The following is a 13,005-nucleotide window of genomic DNA, read 5'->3' as shown; positions in this document are numbered from 1 at the left end:
TAAACATGAAAAAAGAATTTGAACAATATTTTAAACGATTTTTAGGAGAAGAAAACGCTTATTTTGATGAAATTCACAAAAGAGCTTATAGCTATGATGCGACAAAAAAACATTATTTACCTGATGGGGTTCTTTTTCCAAGAAATGAAGAAGATATTGCTCAAATTTTAAAATTTTGCAATGAAAATAATATCATAGTCATACCTCGAGGCTCAGGATCTGGTTTTACAGGAGGAGCTTTAGCTGTTAATGGCGGGGTGGTGCTTGCTTTTGAAAAGCATATGAATAAAATTTTAGAAATTGATCTTGAAAATTTAGTGGCTGTTGTGCAACCTGGGGTTATTAATATACATTTACAAAAAGAAGTGGCTAAATATGGACTTTTTTACCCACCTGACCCTGCTAGCATGGAGTATTCAAGCTTAGGGGGTAATGTAAGCGAAAATGCTGGGGGAATGAGAGCTGCAAAATATGGCATTACAAAAGATTATGTGATGGCTTTAAGGGCTGTTTTGCCTAGCGGAGAAATCATTCGTGCAGGGAAACGCACTATTAAAGATGTAGCAGGTTATAATTTGGCAGGAATTTTAATCGCTAGTGAAGGTTCTTTGGCAGTTTTAAGTGAGCTTACTTTAAAATTAATACCTTTGCCTAAATTTAAAAAAACTGCTTTTGCTATTTTTCCAAGTGTAAAAAGTGCTATGAATGCGGTTTACAAAAGTCTTGCTAGCGGTGTAAGTCCTGTATCTATGGAATTTTTAGACAATCTTAGCATTAGAGCGGTTGAGAGCAAATTTAATAAAGGTTTGCCTATAGAAGCTGGAGCTATTTTGATTGCTGATGTGGATGGTAATGTTAAAGAGGCTATTGATGAGGATTTAAGAAATTTAGAATATTATTTTTTAGAAGCTGGCGCTAGCGAATTTAAAATAGCAAAAGATGAACAAGAAACCGCAGATATTTGGTTTGCTAGAAGAAATTGTTCTCAAAGCATTGCCATGTATGGAACTTTAAAACTTAATGAAGATATTACAGTTCCGCGTTCTAAACTACCTACTTTGCTTGAAGGTATAGATGAGATTTCTAAAAAATATGGTTTTAAAATTCCTTGTTTTGGACATACAGGGGATGGAAATGTGCATACTAATGTTATGGTTCCTGATAAAAATGATAAAGAGCAGGTGAAAAAAGGCTATGAAGCTGTGGAAGAGATTTTTAAATTAACAGTGAAACTTGGAGGAACTTTAAGCGGAGAGCATGGTATCGGACTCTCTAAGGCACCTTTTATGAATTTAGCTTTTTCTGAAGCCGAAATGAATTTAATGAGAAATATTAAAAAAGCTTTTGATCCAAATAATATACTAAATCCTTTTAAAATGGGACTTTAGAAGGTGAAAAATTTTTTTACTATTTTACTAAATTTGCGTGATAAGGAAATTTTAAATTATGCAGCAGCGCTTAGTTTTTATACTGTATTATCTTTAATACCTATTTTATTTGTATGTTTTTCTGTTTTTACGCAAATTTCCAGTTTTAAAGCTTATTATGAAAAAGCAAAGCAAGTAATTTTTGCTTTTTTAATACCAACGCAACAAGATGTTGTTGCTACCTACATCGATACTTTTTTAAAAAATAGTGTAAATTTGGGTATTGTAGGTCTTATTGCTATGGCATTTACTTCTTTAGCTTTTTTTTCAGGCTATGATTTTGTAATCAATCGCATTACTAAAAATGAACCTAAAGGACTTTGGCAAAGTATTAGTTCTTATTGGACTCTTTTAACTCTTGTTCCTTTGGGGCTTGGGCTTAGTTTTTATATTTCAGGTTTTATCCAACAAACTTTAGATGATTATAAAATAGGGTTTAATTTTTTTGAAATTTTACCCTTTGTAATTATTTGGGGTTTATTTTTTATATCTTATTCAAGTTCTGTTCATAAGGGAACTCTTAAAAGTTTAGCTTTAGTATCTTTTGGAGCGGGTACTATTTGGTATATAGGAAAAAATTTATTTGTATATTACGTGGTATATAATAAAACATACGCTAGCGTTTATGGATCTTTTTCTACTATTTTATTCTTTTTTATTTGGATTTATATTTCTTGGATTATTTATCTTTTTGGGCTTAAACTCTATTATTTTCTAAATCACAATCATAATGAAGGGAATAAAATTCGCAAAAATACAAAGAAAAGCTAGATATTTAAATCGCACAGAGATTAAAGAAGCAATAAGATAACTTATAAAAATCCAAAATGGGATATGGATATTAGTTCCATAAATTTTAAATTTAAAAAATTCATCTAAGATAAAATTGAGCAAATCTCCATAGTTTATAAGATGCAAAAATAATACTAAAGGATAAAATATTACAAAAATTCCACTCAAAATAATACCTAAAATTTGTTGGTAGCTTATAAGTGGAAAAAAATAAAGCACAGGTAAAACCATAGCAAAAAAAGTCCAAATATTAAGCAAAATAATATTTATAAGATTATTAAATTTATTTGCAAAATGATGCATATATAAAAAAATATAAAAAACACCTAAAATAGAAAATAAAAATCCAATACTAAATAAAAGTCTAGGGTAAAGAGAAATGCACAATAAAATACTACAAAAAAGCGTAACGAAATTAATGATTTTTATATTTTTACACAATAGATAAAAAACCCAAAAAGCCATAATCAAGGAGCGCACAAAAGAAGGGACAAATCCTATTAAACAAGCATAAGCTAAAAGTAGTGCAAAAATTAAAATACTTAAATCTAAACGTAAATTTCTATAAGGAAAATATCTTTTTTGGAAAAAACTATAAATTGGAGCTAAAATAAAGAAAATTAAACTAAAAAGTAAGCCTATGTGATAACCGCTAATTGCTATAAGGTGTGCTATACCGTAGTAATTTACATCGTTTCTAAGCTCTAAAGATATGGGCAGTGCAAAAAATAAAGCACCATAAAATTCTTTAATCTTTTCATTTGTATGTTGATTTAAGAAGTAAGATATAATGGGATTGTATTCTTTTTCTTTTAATTTTTCAAAATCATAAGAAGGTGCGTAAAAACTTTTACTCAGATAGTCTTTAAAGTTAATATTATGGGTGATAATTCTAAGGCTTAAAAATTGATTCTTGCTTAAATTTAAATCCTTAAAACTTGTAGTATAAAAAGTGAAGTTTTCAGTTTGTAACTTTAAAACCCAGTATTTTTTATTTTTTTTATTATATTTTATATATTGGTGCGTTAATAGAGCGTTGTCTATAAGGTAATGTTTTTGGTTTTTAAAGTTTAAAAAATTATTATATTCTAAAAGGATATTAAAAATAAAAATAACAACAACAGAGAAAAATAAATAATGAAATTCTTTAAAAGAGTAAGAAAAAGAATTCCATAGAGACATTATTTTTTAGAAAATTTACTTAAATAAAGCCAAATTATTCCGGCTAAAAATAATAAAAATAAAGGAGCAGCATAAGGATATAAACTCAGTTTATCAAAAATTGCTTCAATAACATACCCAAAAGTATAAGCAGCAAAACCTAGAACAATAGCCCATGCCAAACTAGCTAGAGTATTGATAATAAAAAATTTAATAAAATTATATTTTGCCATACCTGCAGCTATGGGAATGAAAGTTTTTAAACCATAAATAAATTTTTGAGTTACAAGTAAAATAATTCCATGTTGTTTTGTTTTTATCATAGCAAGGGCTATCTTGCGTCGGTGTTTTTTAAAATAAGGCATAATGTCTTTTTTGTAATATTTTCCAAGTATAAAAAGCAAAGTTGAACCTATGGTATTAGCAATAAAAGCAAGAGCAATGCAAAAACTAAGATCCATTTTTCCTTGAGAACTTAAAACTCCTGCAGCTAAAATTCCAACCATCCCGCCCCCTAAAGAGTAAAAGAATAAAACAATATAACCATATTTTATTAAAGTATCAATCATATCTTGCATAATAAACCTTATTTAGCGTATTCTACAGCTCTAAGTTCACGTATAACATTGACTTTAATTTCACCAGGATATTGCATTTTTTCTTGAATTTCAGCTGCTATTTCCTTAGCTAAAAGTACACTTTCATCATCATTAACAAGCTGAGCATTGGCTATGACGCGAATTTCTCTTCCGGCATTGATTGCATAGGCATTTTTAATTCCTTCTTTACTTTTAGCGATATCTTCTAGCTCACTGACTCTTTTTAAGAAAGCTTCTAACACTTCTCTTCTAGCTCCAGGTCGTGCAGCACTTAAAGTATCTGCTGCACAAACAGCTGCTGATTCTATGCTTGTAGCTTCTTCGTGTCCATGATGTGCGTAAATAGCATTGATTACTACAGGATGCTCTTTGTAGCGTTTGCAAAGTTCTGCACCTAAATCCACATGAGATCCTTCAAAATCATGGGTTAATGCTTTTCCTATATCATGTAAAATTCCCGCACGACGTGCTAAATTCTCATCTCCACCACACTCAGCAGCAATGATTCCTGCAAGGTGAGCCACTTCCAAAGAATGTGCTAAAGCGTTTTGTCCATAGCTTGCTCGGTATTTGAGTTTTCCTATGAGTTTTACAATTTCAGGGTGTATTTTATTTAAACCTAGATCCATAACTATGGTTTCGCCTTCTTCTAGAATGGCACTATCAAATTCTTTACACACTTTTTCGTGAATTTCTTCTATGCGCGCGGGTTGAATTCTGCCATCTTCAACTAAAAGTTCTATAACTTTTGTAGCAATAGCACGGCGATAAAGATTAAAACAACTTACTATAATAGCACCTGGTGTATCATCGATGATAATATCAACACCTAAAACCATTTCCAAGGTTTTAACATTGCGCCCTTCTTTACCAATGATACGTCCTTTAAGTTCATCGTTTTTAATGTTAATAACATTGATAAGTCTTTCAGCTGCAAATTCACCTGCAAAACGAGAAGTAGCTTGAGCAATGATGAAATTAGCTTTTCTTTTAGCTTCATTTTTTGCTTCTTCTTCATATTTTCTTACTATATGTGCAATTTGCTCGCGAGAATTTTCTTCTACTTTTTTAAGAATGATTTCTTTGGCTTCATTTTGTGTAAGTCCTGTCGAATGTTCTAAAATTTTTAAAACATCGTCAAGTTTTTCTTGATATTTATTTTTTAATTTATCAACATCAGATTGTAAGTTTTGAATGTGTCTTTGTGACTTGCAAAGGTATTCTTTATCTTCTTTTAGTTTTTCTTCTTCTTGCTGAAGTTTTTGTTCTTTTTTAGAAAGATCATCAAATTTTTGATTAAAATCTTTTTGAATTTTGTGAGTTTTTTCTTCGTATTTTTTTTTAACTTCTAATTCTGCATTAAGAATTGAATTTTTTGCATCTTTTAAAATAAGCTCCGCTTCGTATTCTATAGCTTTGGCTTTAGCTTTGGCTTGTTCTACGAAAATTTCATATTTGGCATCATTGATTTTTTTTGCAACTAAATATCCTATACCGAGTCCGACTATAGCGGCTATAAGTGCGATAAGTGATTCTATCATTTTTTCTTTCTTTCTTGTAATATTTTTTATAAGGGTTTATGTATAATTTTCCTGAAATATCATGCTTTTGTGTTAGATTATTTTGACTTAAAGCATCTATACTTTGGACAAATATTATATGAGGTTTGTAATTTAAATTTTCAAAAAATCTATCATAAAAACCTTGCCCATGTCCTATTCTTTTTAAATTTTTATCGACGCCAATTACAGGCACAATAGCTAAATCAATTTTTGCTTTAAAAAAAGAATCTATAGGCTCTAAAACCCCAAACCTTTTTTTAATAAAAGGCAATCTTAATTTTACAATTTTTAAACTTTTATCTTGCATAAATGGAACAAAAAGTTTGTAATTTTTATTAAGAATATGGCGAAATTTTATTAAGTTTGGTTCATAATGCAAAGGAATAAAAATTAAAATATTTTTAGCTTTAAATAGTTTTATTATTTTAAGACATTCTTTAAATATTTTATAATCTTGTTTGAAATTTAGTTTTGAATGTTTGAAAAGGCGTATTTTTTGCAATGCCCTAAAATCTGTTTTTTCCATTAATATGCCTTTAAAAAAATATTATCTTATGTATGTTATAATTTTAGCATTTTTATAAAGAAGAATAAAGGATTGATAAATAATGAAGATTAAAAAAATACTTTTACTAGTGGCAATATCTTGTTTGTTTGTTGCTTGTAGCAATGATAAAGAAAAGCAGCAAAATGATGTAAATTTAAGCACCGAGGCAAGTATAAATCAAAGTGATGATATGAATTTTAAACTTAATTTGATTGATGGAGGATCAATTTCAATTAAAAAAGAAAATGCCGTTTTAAATTTCAACGATGAAGATAAGGCAACTTTGTTTGTATTTTTTACCACTTGGTGTACCCCTTGCATTGCTGAAATCCCTCATCTTAATAAATTACAAGAAAAGTATAATAATGATTTTAATATAGTTGGGGTTTTATTAGAAGATAAATCTAACGATGAGATTCAAAAATTTATAGAACAGCATAAAATATCTTATAAAGTCGCTAATGGTGAAAATAACTATCTTTTAGCTAAAGCTTTAGGTGGGGTAAATGGAATTCCTACCATGTTTCTTTACAACAAGCATTCTAAATTGATTAATCAGTATTTAGGGCTTATTCCTGAAGAAATGCTAGAAATTGATATACAAAAGGCTATACTTTAATGTTTAATTTTTTTAAAAAAGGACTTGCAAAAACTCTTGAAAATATTGTTGGGATTAAAGGAGAGAATAAAAAGATAACCAAAGATTTGCTTGAAGAAATTTTGCTTGAAGCAGATGTAAGTTATGAAATAGTTGAAGAGATAATTTATTATTTACCACCTCAAAATGAAGTAAAAAAAGAAGATTTAAAGCGTGTTATGGGTTCTTATTTTCTTTATGAAAAAAAAGAAACCAATCAAGAAAAACCTTTTGTAGAGCTTATTTTAGGAGTAAATGGAGCAGGAAAAACAACAAGTATTGCCAAACTTGCTTATTTATATAAAAACCAAAATCAAAAAGTGATTTTAGGAGCGTGTGATACTTTTAGAGCAGGTGCGATTGAACAATTAAAACTTTGGGCGCAAAAAGTGGATGTAGATATAGTTTTAACTGCACAAGGGCATGATCCTTCAGCGGTTGCTTTTGATACCATTTCTAAAGCAAAAGCAAAGGATTTTGATAGAGTTATTATCGATACAGCAGGGCGTTTGCAAAATCAAAAAAATTTAGCCCATGAGCTTGAAAAAATTGTGAGAATTTCAAACAAAGCTTTAGAAGGTGCACCCCATAGAAAAATTTTAGTTTTAGATGGAACACAGGGAAATGCTGGAATTTTACAAGCTAAAGCTTTTAATGAGCTTGTAAAACTTGATGGTGTGATTATCACAAAGCTTGATGGGACAGCTAAAGGGGGTGCACTTTTTAGTATAGCAAGAGAGCTTGAGCTTCCTATTTTTTATGTAGGCGTGGGTGAGCAAATGACGGATTTGCAAGAATTTAATGCAAGTGCTTATTTAGATACTTTATTAGATCCTATTTTTGAATAATGGCAAAAAATAAAGCACTTTTTGAATGTCAAGCTTGTGGAAATCAACAAAGCAAATGGCTTGGAAAATGTCCTGATTGTGGAGCTTGGGATAGTTTTGTAGAATTAAAAGCTGAGCAAATTAAAGTTTTAAAAGAGCTTGCGCAAGTTAGTATGAAAACAAGTGAAGCTGTTTGTATTGAAGATGTGGAATTAGAACATTTTACAAGATACAGCACAGATGATAATGAGCTTGATTTGGTTTTAGGCGGAGGGCTTGTTGAAGGTTCTTTAGTGCTTATAGGCGGAAGTCCAGGTGTGGGAAAATCTACGCTTTTGTTAAAAATTGCTTCAAATTTAGCCAAACAGGGTAAAAAAGTGCTTTATGTCAGTGGCGAAGAAAGTAAAGCTCAGATTAAATTAAGAGCTGATCGCCTTGAGGCTAATACTCCGAATTTATTTTTACTTACTGAACTTTGCCTTGAAAATATTTTAGAAGAATTACACAAAAAGGATTATAGTATTCTTATCATTGATTCTATACAAACTCTATATTCAAATAAAGTCACTTCAGCAGCAGGAAGCATCACTCAGGTGCGTGAGATTACTTTTGAACTTATGCGTGTTAGCAAGGCTTATAATATCAGTACTTTTATCATAGGGCACATTACTAAAGAAGGTGCTATAGCAGGACCTAGGGTTCTTGAACATATGGTGGATGTGGTGCTTTATTTTGAAGGAGATGCCACTAAAGAAATTAGACTTTTAAGAGGCTTTAAAAATCGTTTTGGTGGAACGAATGAAGTAGGTATTTTTGAGATGACTACTAAGGGTTTGATCAGTGCAAAAGATTTGGCAAATCGTTTTTTTACTCGTGGAAAGGCTATTTCAGGAAGTGCTTTAGGTGTTGTGATGGAAGGATCTCGTGCTTTGGTTTTAGAAGTTCAAGCTTTAGTGTGTGAAAGTTCTTATCCAAAACGCAGCGCTACAGGGTATGAAAAAAATCGCTTAGATATGCTTTTGGCTTTGCTTGAAAGAAAACTTGAAATTCCTTTAGGGCATTATGATGTATTTGTAAATATTAGCGGCGGAGTAAAAGTAAGTGAAACTGCTGCGGATTTAGCTGTGGTTGCAGCTATTATTTCAAGTTTTAAAAATCGCCCTTTGAGTAAAGATAGTATTTTTATAGGAGAACTTAGTTTAAATGGAGAAATTAGAGAGGTTTTTAGCCTTGATACGCGTTTAAAAGAAGCTAAAATGCAAAAATTTAAAAATGCTATTGTTCCTTCTAAGCCTTTGGAAGATATAGGGCTTAAGTGTTTTGTTGCTAAAGAACTTTCACAAGTTTTAGAATGGATGTAAATTTTCATTAAAATATAAGTAAGATTTTGCTAAAATTCCGAGTTTAGAATAAAATTTTTGAGGAAACCATGAAAGATTTATTTTTATTTAGCTCTTTGCTTGATGCAAGTCATACTTTTTCTTATTTTTTTCACATAGGTTTGGTAGCTTTAATTGCTGTTATAGTGGCTATGATGGCTACTCGTTCTATGCAACTTGTTCCCCGCGGTATGCAAAATTTAGGTGAGGCTTTTTTAGAGGGAGTTTTATCTATGGGTAGAGATACCATGGGAAGTGAAAAAGGTGCAAGAAAATATCTTCCTTTGGTTGCAACTTTGGGGATTATAGTGTTTTTTAGTAATATTATAGGCATAATACCTGGTTTTCACTCTCCAACTGCAAGTTTAAATTTGACTTTGTCCTTGGCTATTATAGTTTTTGTATATTATCATTTTGAGGGTATTAGGGCACAAGGTTTTGTAAAGTATTTTGCTCATTTCATGGGACCTATTAAACTTTTAGCTCCTTTGATGTTTCCTATAGAGATAGTCTCTCATCTTTCTCGTGTGGTTTCTTTGTCCTTCCGTTTGTTTGGAAATATTAAAGGTGACGATTTATTTTTGATGGTAATTTTAGCTTTAGTTCCTTATATAGCTCCGCTTCCTGCTTATGTGCTTTTAACTTTTATGGCATTTTTACAAGCTTTTATTTTTATGATTTTAACTTATGTATATTTAGCGGGTGCAACTGTTGTTGAGGAAGGTCATTGATCTATATTTTAGAATTTTTTAAAGGTGTATCTTTAGCTTTAATGCTTTTTGGTGCACTTTTCTTCTTTTTTAAATATAATTCTTTTTTCTATCTTTGCTTGGGTATTATACCAGGTTTGCTTTTATCTTTAATTTTTGTTTTACTTATAGAAAACCATAAGCTAAAAAATGAAGATAAGTTAAGATAAAAGCAAAAAATAGTTTATTTTCTAAGCATGAAGCTCTTCTTTAAGCAAATGCTTTACAGCTTCATAAATTTTAATAGCCGCTTTGGATTTATTCATAGTATAAAGATGAATTCCATCTACACCACTTGTGATTAAATCGACAATTTGATCGCAAGCATACGTGATACCTGCATCTTCTAAAGCCAAAGCATTATTTTCATATTTTTCTAAAATTTTAACAAATTTAGGAGGGATTTTAGCTCCGCAAAGTTGAGAAATTTTTAAAACCTGTCTTTTGTTAGTAATAGGCATAATACCTGCGTAAATAGGTATGTCAATACCTGCTAAAGCACAATTTTGTTTAAAAGTATAAAAATCTTCATTATCGTAAAAAAGTTGAGTAATGAGCTTATCTGTTCCTGCATTTACCTTAGTTTTAAGATGGTGTATATCCTCGATGAAATTTTTAGATTCATTATGTTTTTCAGGATAGCATGCGGCATAAATTTCAAAGTATTCTTGTTTTTTTATAAAAGAAATTAAATCACTAGCATAAGAAAAATCTTTGCTTTTTTCTAAATTTTCACATATATCGCCTCTTAGGGCAAGAATTTGATTAAGATTTTTTTCTTTGCATTTTTGAAGTATCTGAGTGATTTTTTCTTTACTAGAATGGATGCAAGGTAAATGTACTATGCTAGGAATTTGATATTCTTCCTGGATTAAGCTTGCAACTTCTAAAGTATTTTGTGAGTTAATAGAGCCTGCTGCGCCAAAGGTTACGCTGATAAAATTAGGGCTTAATTGCCCTAAATCATCTAAGATAGCATGAAGATTTTTGATATTTTCATCCTTTCTTGGTGGAAAAACTTCAAAAGAAAAATTGCACATAAAAACTCCTTATAATTGTTTTCGTATTTTTTGCGTAGCCGTAACTAAATTTTTAAGAGAGCCTATGACTTCTTCATAGGCTCTTGTTTTAAGCCCACAGTCTGGATTGATCCAAATTTGTTCTTTAGGTAATTTGTTTAAAATTTTTTCTATAGTTAAACTTAGTTCTTCTACGCTTGGAACTCTAGGGCTATGTATATCATAAACTCCTGGCCCTACTTCAGTTTTAAAATGAACAGCTTTTAGAGTATCTAAAAGACTTAAGTTTGATCTTGAAGCTTCAAAAGAAATCACATCAGCATCCATAGCGTCAATTTCTTTTAAGATATCACTAAATTCACTATAACACATATGAGTGTGAATTTGAGTTTTAGCTTTTACCCCGCTATGCACAAGATTAAAAGCAGGAATAGCCCAATTTAAATACTCACTATGCCAATCACTTTTTCTTAAAGGCAGTTTTTCACGCAAAGCCGCTTCATCAATTTGTATGATTTTTATACCTGCATTTTCAAGATCTAATACTTCATCTCTTATAGCTAAGGCAATTTGCTCAGTGCTTTCTTTTAGACTAATGTCTTCTCTTGGAAAGGACCAATTAAGTATGGTTACAGGTCCAGTTAGCATACCTTTTACGATTTTTTGACTTAAACTTTGTGCAAATTTAGACCAAGCTAAGGTGATAGGCTTTGTGCGTGATACATCACCCCAAATCACAGGAGGTTTAACGCACCTTGTGCCATAGCTTTGCACCCAACCATTTTGAGTAAATAAAAAGCCCTTTAGATTCTCTCCAAAATACTCCACCATATCATTTCTTTCAAATTCTCCATGCACTAAAACATCAAGTCCTATTTCTTCTTGAATTTGTATGCATTCTTTGATTTTTTGTTGGTTAAATTCAGTGTAGTTTTGAGCTGAAATTTTTTCTTGCTTAAAGGCAAGGCGATTAGATCTTACATCGGCACTTTGAGGAAAGGAACCTATGGTTGTGGTTGGTAAAAGAGGGAGTTTTAAAAATTCTTTTTGGATTAAGGCGCGTTCTTTAAAACTAGGCGTTCTGGTAAAATCTTCTTTTTTTAAAGCCTTAAGCCTTGCTTTGACTTTTTCATCTAAACGCTCCGGGATATTTTTAAAAAGCTCTTGATTGGCTCTAAAGAGCGGATTTTCTTCGCTAGAATTTAAGATTTCTTTTAAATCTTTAAGTTCTTGAAGTTTTTCTTTAGCAAAGGCAAAAAGTTTAAGATAGTTTGAATCTAATTTGCTTTCAAATTCAGTGCTATAAGGCACATGCAAAAGCGAACAAGAGGTGTTTAAGACGATATTTTGTGTATATTTTTGAAGCTCTTTAACAAGCTTTAGACTTTTAGCATAATCATTAGCATAGATATTTTTGCCGTTAATAAGACCTGCAAAAAGGATTTTATCTTTAGCAAAGCCGTATTTTTGAACCAAGGCTAAGCTTTGTTTACCTTCGATAAAATCAAGACCCAAAGCATCAAATTTGCTTTCTAAAAGTTTAGGATAAATATCTCTTAAGTCTCCAAAATAGCTTTGAAGTAAAATTTTAAGATCTTTTTTGTGATTTAAAAGTTCTTGGTAAAATTCTTCAAACAAAGCGATATCTTCCTTGCTTAAATCATAAACCAAATAAGGCTCATCAAGTTCAAGCCATGTCACTTTAAGTTCATTTAGTTTATCAAAAAGCTCTATGTAAGCGTTTAAAAGCTTTTCTTTAGCGAGTTTTTGAGTTTTTTCATCTTTAAAGGCAATGAGTTTAAAAAGTGTGAAAATGCCTATTAAAACAGGCTTGCTTTCTATGCCAAGCTCTTTAGCTTCGAGATATTCTTTAAAAATTTTATCCCCTGTTAAAGCTATAATATCAGCATTATCGCACTCAGGCACCAAATAATGATAATTTGTATTGAACCATTTTTTCATTGCTAAGGCTGTAACATCTCCATTTTCTCCTTGATAACCTCGACTTTGAGCAAAGTATTCATCTAAAGCATCTAAATTTAAATTTTTATACTTTGTATGAACAATATTAAAAAGCACAGCTGCATCTAAGACATTATCATAAAGTGAAAAATCATTACTAGGGATAAAATCAATGCCAGCTTTTTGAATTTCTTGCCAGTGTCTAATCCTTAAATCCTTAGCACTTTTTAAAAGCTCCTCTTTTGAACTTTGGTTTTTAAAGTATTTTTCAATAGCAAATTTTAATTCTCTATTTGCACCTATTCTTGGGTAAGAAATGATTGAATTTTTCATATTTGTTCTCC

At 30.7% G+C, this 13,005-nt stretch carries 13 protein-coding genes; 7 read left to right on the top strand and 6 right to left on the bottom strand.

Annotated features, from left to right (window positions below; all coding sequences use genetic code 11):
- Positions 1 to 5: 5 nt before the first annotated feature.
- Both FBF06_RS06915 and FBF06_RS06910 read left to right on the top strand, forming a co-directional pair.
- The gene (locus FBF06_RS06915) at positions 6 to 1,388 is read left to right on the top strand and encodes an FAD-linked oxidase C-terminal domain-containing protein (RefSeq protein WP_002855885.1); all 1,383 of its coding nucleotides are present in this window, start codon (positions 6 to 8) and stop codon (positions 1,386 to 1,388) included.
- Between the two features lie 3 nt (positions 1,389 to 1,391).
- The gene (locus tag FBF06_RS06910) at positions 1,392 to 2,198 is read left to right on the top strand and encodes a YihY/virulence factor BrkB family protein (protein WP_002852725.1); all 807 of its coding nucleotides are present in this window, start codon (positions 1,392 to 1,394) and stop codon (positions 2,196 to 2,198) included.
- Here FBF06_RS06910 and FBF06_RS06905 read toward each other — a convergent pair.
- Genes FBF06_RS06905 through FBF06_RS06890 form a run of 4 tightly spaced genes read right to left on the bottom strand, consistent with a single transcriptional unit; the run spans position 2,142 to position 6,067 of the window.
- On the bottom strand, positions 2,142 to 3,401 hold the full coding sequence (locus FBF06_RS06905) for a ComEC/Rec2 family competence protein (RefSeq protein WP_002873165.1): 1,260 nt from the start codon (positions 3,399 to 3,401) through the stop codon (positions 2,142 to 2,144). The genes FBF06_RS06910 and FBF06_RS06905 overlap by 57 nt on opposite strands.
- Positions 3,401 to 3,958 carry a DedA family protein gene (locus FBF06_RS06900; protein WP_002852823.1) on the bottom strand — a complete coding sequence of 186 codons (558 nt, stop codon included), beginning with the start codon at positions 3,956 to 3,958 and terminating at the stop codon, positions 3,401 to 3,403. The genes FBF06_RS06905 and FBF06_RS06900 overlap by 1 nt, the downstream gene beginning before the upstream one ends.
- Before the next feature lie 8 nt (positions 3,959 to 3,966).
- Complete coding sequence (rny, locus tag FBF06_RS06895) at positions 3,967 to 5,520, bottom strand: ribonuclease Y (protein WP_002852704.1); 1,554 nt, start codon at positions 5,518 to 5,520, stop codon at positions 3,967 to 3,969.
- Positions 5,441 to 6,067, bottom strand: coding sequence for a 5-formyltetrahydrofolate cyclo-ligase (locus FBF06_RS06890; protein ID WP_002860439.1), 627 nt, complete (start codon positions 6,065 to 6,067; stop codon positions 5,441 to 5,443). Before FBF06_RS06890 ends, rny begins: the two co-directional genes overlap by 80 nt.
- 82 nt (positions 6,068 to 6,149) lie before the next feature.
- Between FBF06_RS06890 and FBF06_RS06885 the strand changes: the two genes are divergently transcribed.
- The 5 genes from FBF06_RS06885 (at position 6,150) to FBF06_RS06865 (ending at position 9,850) form a co-directional block, all read left to right on the top strand.
- Complete coding sequence (locus FBF06_RS06885; protein ID WP_002852864.1) at positions 6,150 to 6,707, top strand: TlpA disulfide reductase family protein; 558 nt, start codon at positions 6,150 to 6,152, stop codon at positions 6,705 to 6,707.
- Positions 6,707 to 7,573: a signal recognition particle-docking protein FtsY gene (gene ftsY / locus FBF06_RS06880; protein ID WP_002852840.1), complete on the top strand. Its 867-nt coding sequence runs from the start codon at positions 6,707 to 6,709 to the stop codon at positions 7,571 to 7,573. Before FBF06_RS06885 ends, ftsY begins: the two co-directional genes overlap by 1 nt.
- Positions 7,573 to 8,913, top strand: coding sequence for a DNA repair protein RadA (gene radA / locus FBF06_RS06875; protein WP_002852872.1), 1,341 nt, complete (start codon positions 7,573 to 7,575; stop codon positions 8,911 to 8,913). The genes ftsY and radA overlap by 1 nt, the downstream gene beginning before the upstream one ends.
- 68 nt (positions 8,914 to 8,981) lie before the next feature.
- The gene (locus FBF06_RS06870) at positions 8,982 to 9,662 is read left to right on the top strand and encodes a F0F1 ATP synthase subunit A (RefSeq protein ID WP_002852750.1); all 681 of its coding nucleotides are present in this window, start codon (positions 8,982 to 8,984) and stop codon (positions 9,660 to 9,662) included.
- Positions 9,659 to 9,850: a hypothetical protein gene (locus FBF06_RS06865; RefSeq protein WP_032583798.1), complete on the top strand. Its 192-nt coding sequence runs from the start codon at positions 9,659 to 9,661 to the stop codon at positions 9,848 to 9,850. The genes FBF06_RS06870 and FBF06_RS06865 overlap by 4 nt, the downstream gene beginning before the upstream one ends.
- Before the next feature lie 21 nt (positions 9,851 to 9,871).
- On the opposite strand, the gene metF is transcribed toward FBF06_RS06865, so the two are convergent.
- Complete coding sequence (metF, locus tag FBF06_RS06860; protein ID WP_032583796.1) at positions 9,872 to 10,720, bottom strand: methylenetetrahydrofolate reductase [NAD(P)H]; 849 nt, start codon at positions 10,718 to 10,720, stop codon at positions 9,872 to 9,874.
- A gap of 9 nt (positions 10,721 to 10,729) precedes the next feature.
- Positions 10,730 to 12,994, bottom strand: a complete 2,265-nt coding sequence (metE, locus tag FBF06_RS06855; RefSeq protein WP_044277889.1) for a 5-methyltetrahydropteroyltriglutamate--homocysteine S-methyltransferase — start codon at positions 12,992 to 12,994, stop codon at positions 10,730 to 10,732.
- Between the last annotated feature and the right edge of the window lie 11 nt (positions 12,995 to 13,005).

The sequence above is a fragment of the Campylobacter sp. CFSAN093227 genome, from assembly GCF_012897855.1.
GTDB lineage: Bacteria > Campylobacterota > Campylobacteria > Campylobacterales > Campylobacteraceae > Campylobacter_D > Campylobacter_D jejuni.
The sequence above is the reverse complement of the archived record's forward strand: the minus strand, read 5'-3'. Positions and strand labels throughout refer to the sequence as shown.

Bases quoted from the DNA above. Each gene is read 5' to 3' on its own strand.
- FBF06_RS06915 (WP_002855885.1), top strand. From the start codon at position 6: ATGAAAAAAGAATTTGAACAATATTTTAAACGATTTTTAGGAGAAGAA.
- FBF06_RS06905 (WP_002873165.1), bottom strand. From the start codon at position 3,401: ATGTCTCTATGGAATTCTTTTTCTTACTCTTTTAAAGAATTTCATTAT.
- FBF06_RS06900 (WP_002852823.1), bottom strand. From the start codon at position 3,958: ATGCAAGATATGATTGATACTTTAATAAAATATGGTTATATTGTTTTA.
- rny (WP_002852704.1), bottom strand. From the start codon at position 5,520: ATGATAGAATCACTTATCGCACTTATAGCCGCTATAGTCGGACTCGGT.
- FBF06_RS06890 (WP_002860439.1), bottom strand. From the start codon at position 6,067: ATGGAAAAAACAGATTTTAGGGCATTGCAAAAAATACGCCTTTTCAAA.
- FBF06_RS06885 (WP_002852864.1), top strand. From the start codon at position 6,150: ATGAAGATTAAAAAAATACTTTTACTAGTGGCAATATCTTGTTTGTTT.
- ftsY (WP_002852840.1), top strand. From the start codon at position 6,707: ATGTTTAATTTTTTTAAAAAAGGACTTGCAAAAACTCTTGAAAATATT.
- radA (WP_002852872.1), top strand. From the start codon at position 7,573: ATGGCAAAAAATAAAGCACTTTTTGAATGTCAAGCTTGTGGAAATCAA.
- FBF06_RS06870 (WP_002852750.1), top strand. From the start codon at position 8,982: ATGAAAGATTTATTTTTATTTAGCTCTTTGCTTGATGCAAGTCATACT.
- metF (WP_032583796.1), bottom strand. From the start codon at position 10,720: ATGTGCAATTTTTCTTTTGAAGTTTTTCCACCAAGAAAGGATGAAAAT.
- metE (WP_044277889.1), bottom strand. From the start codon at position 12,994: ATGAAAAATTCAATCATTTCTTACCCAAGAATAGGTGCAAATAGAGAA.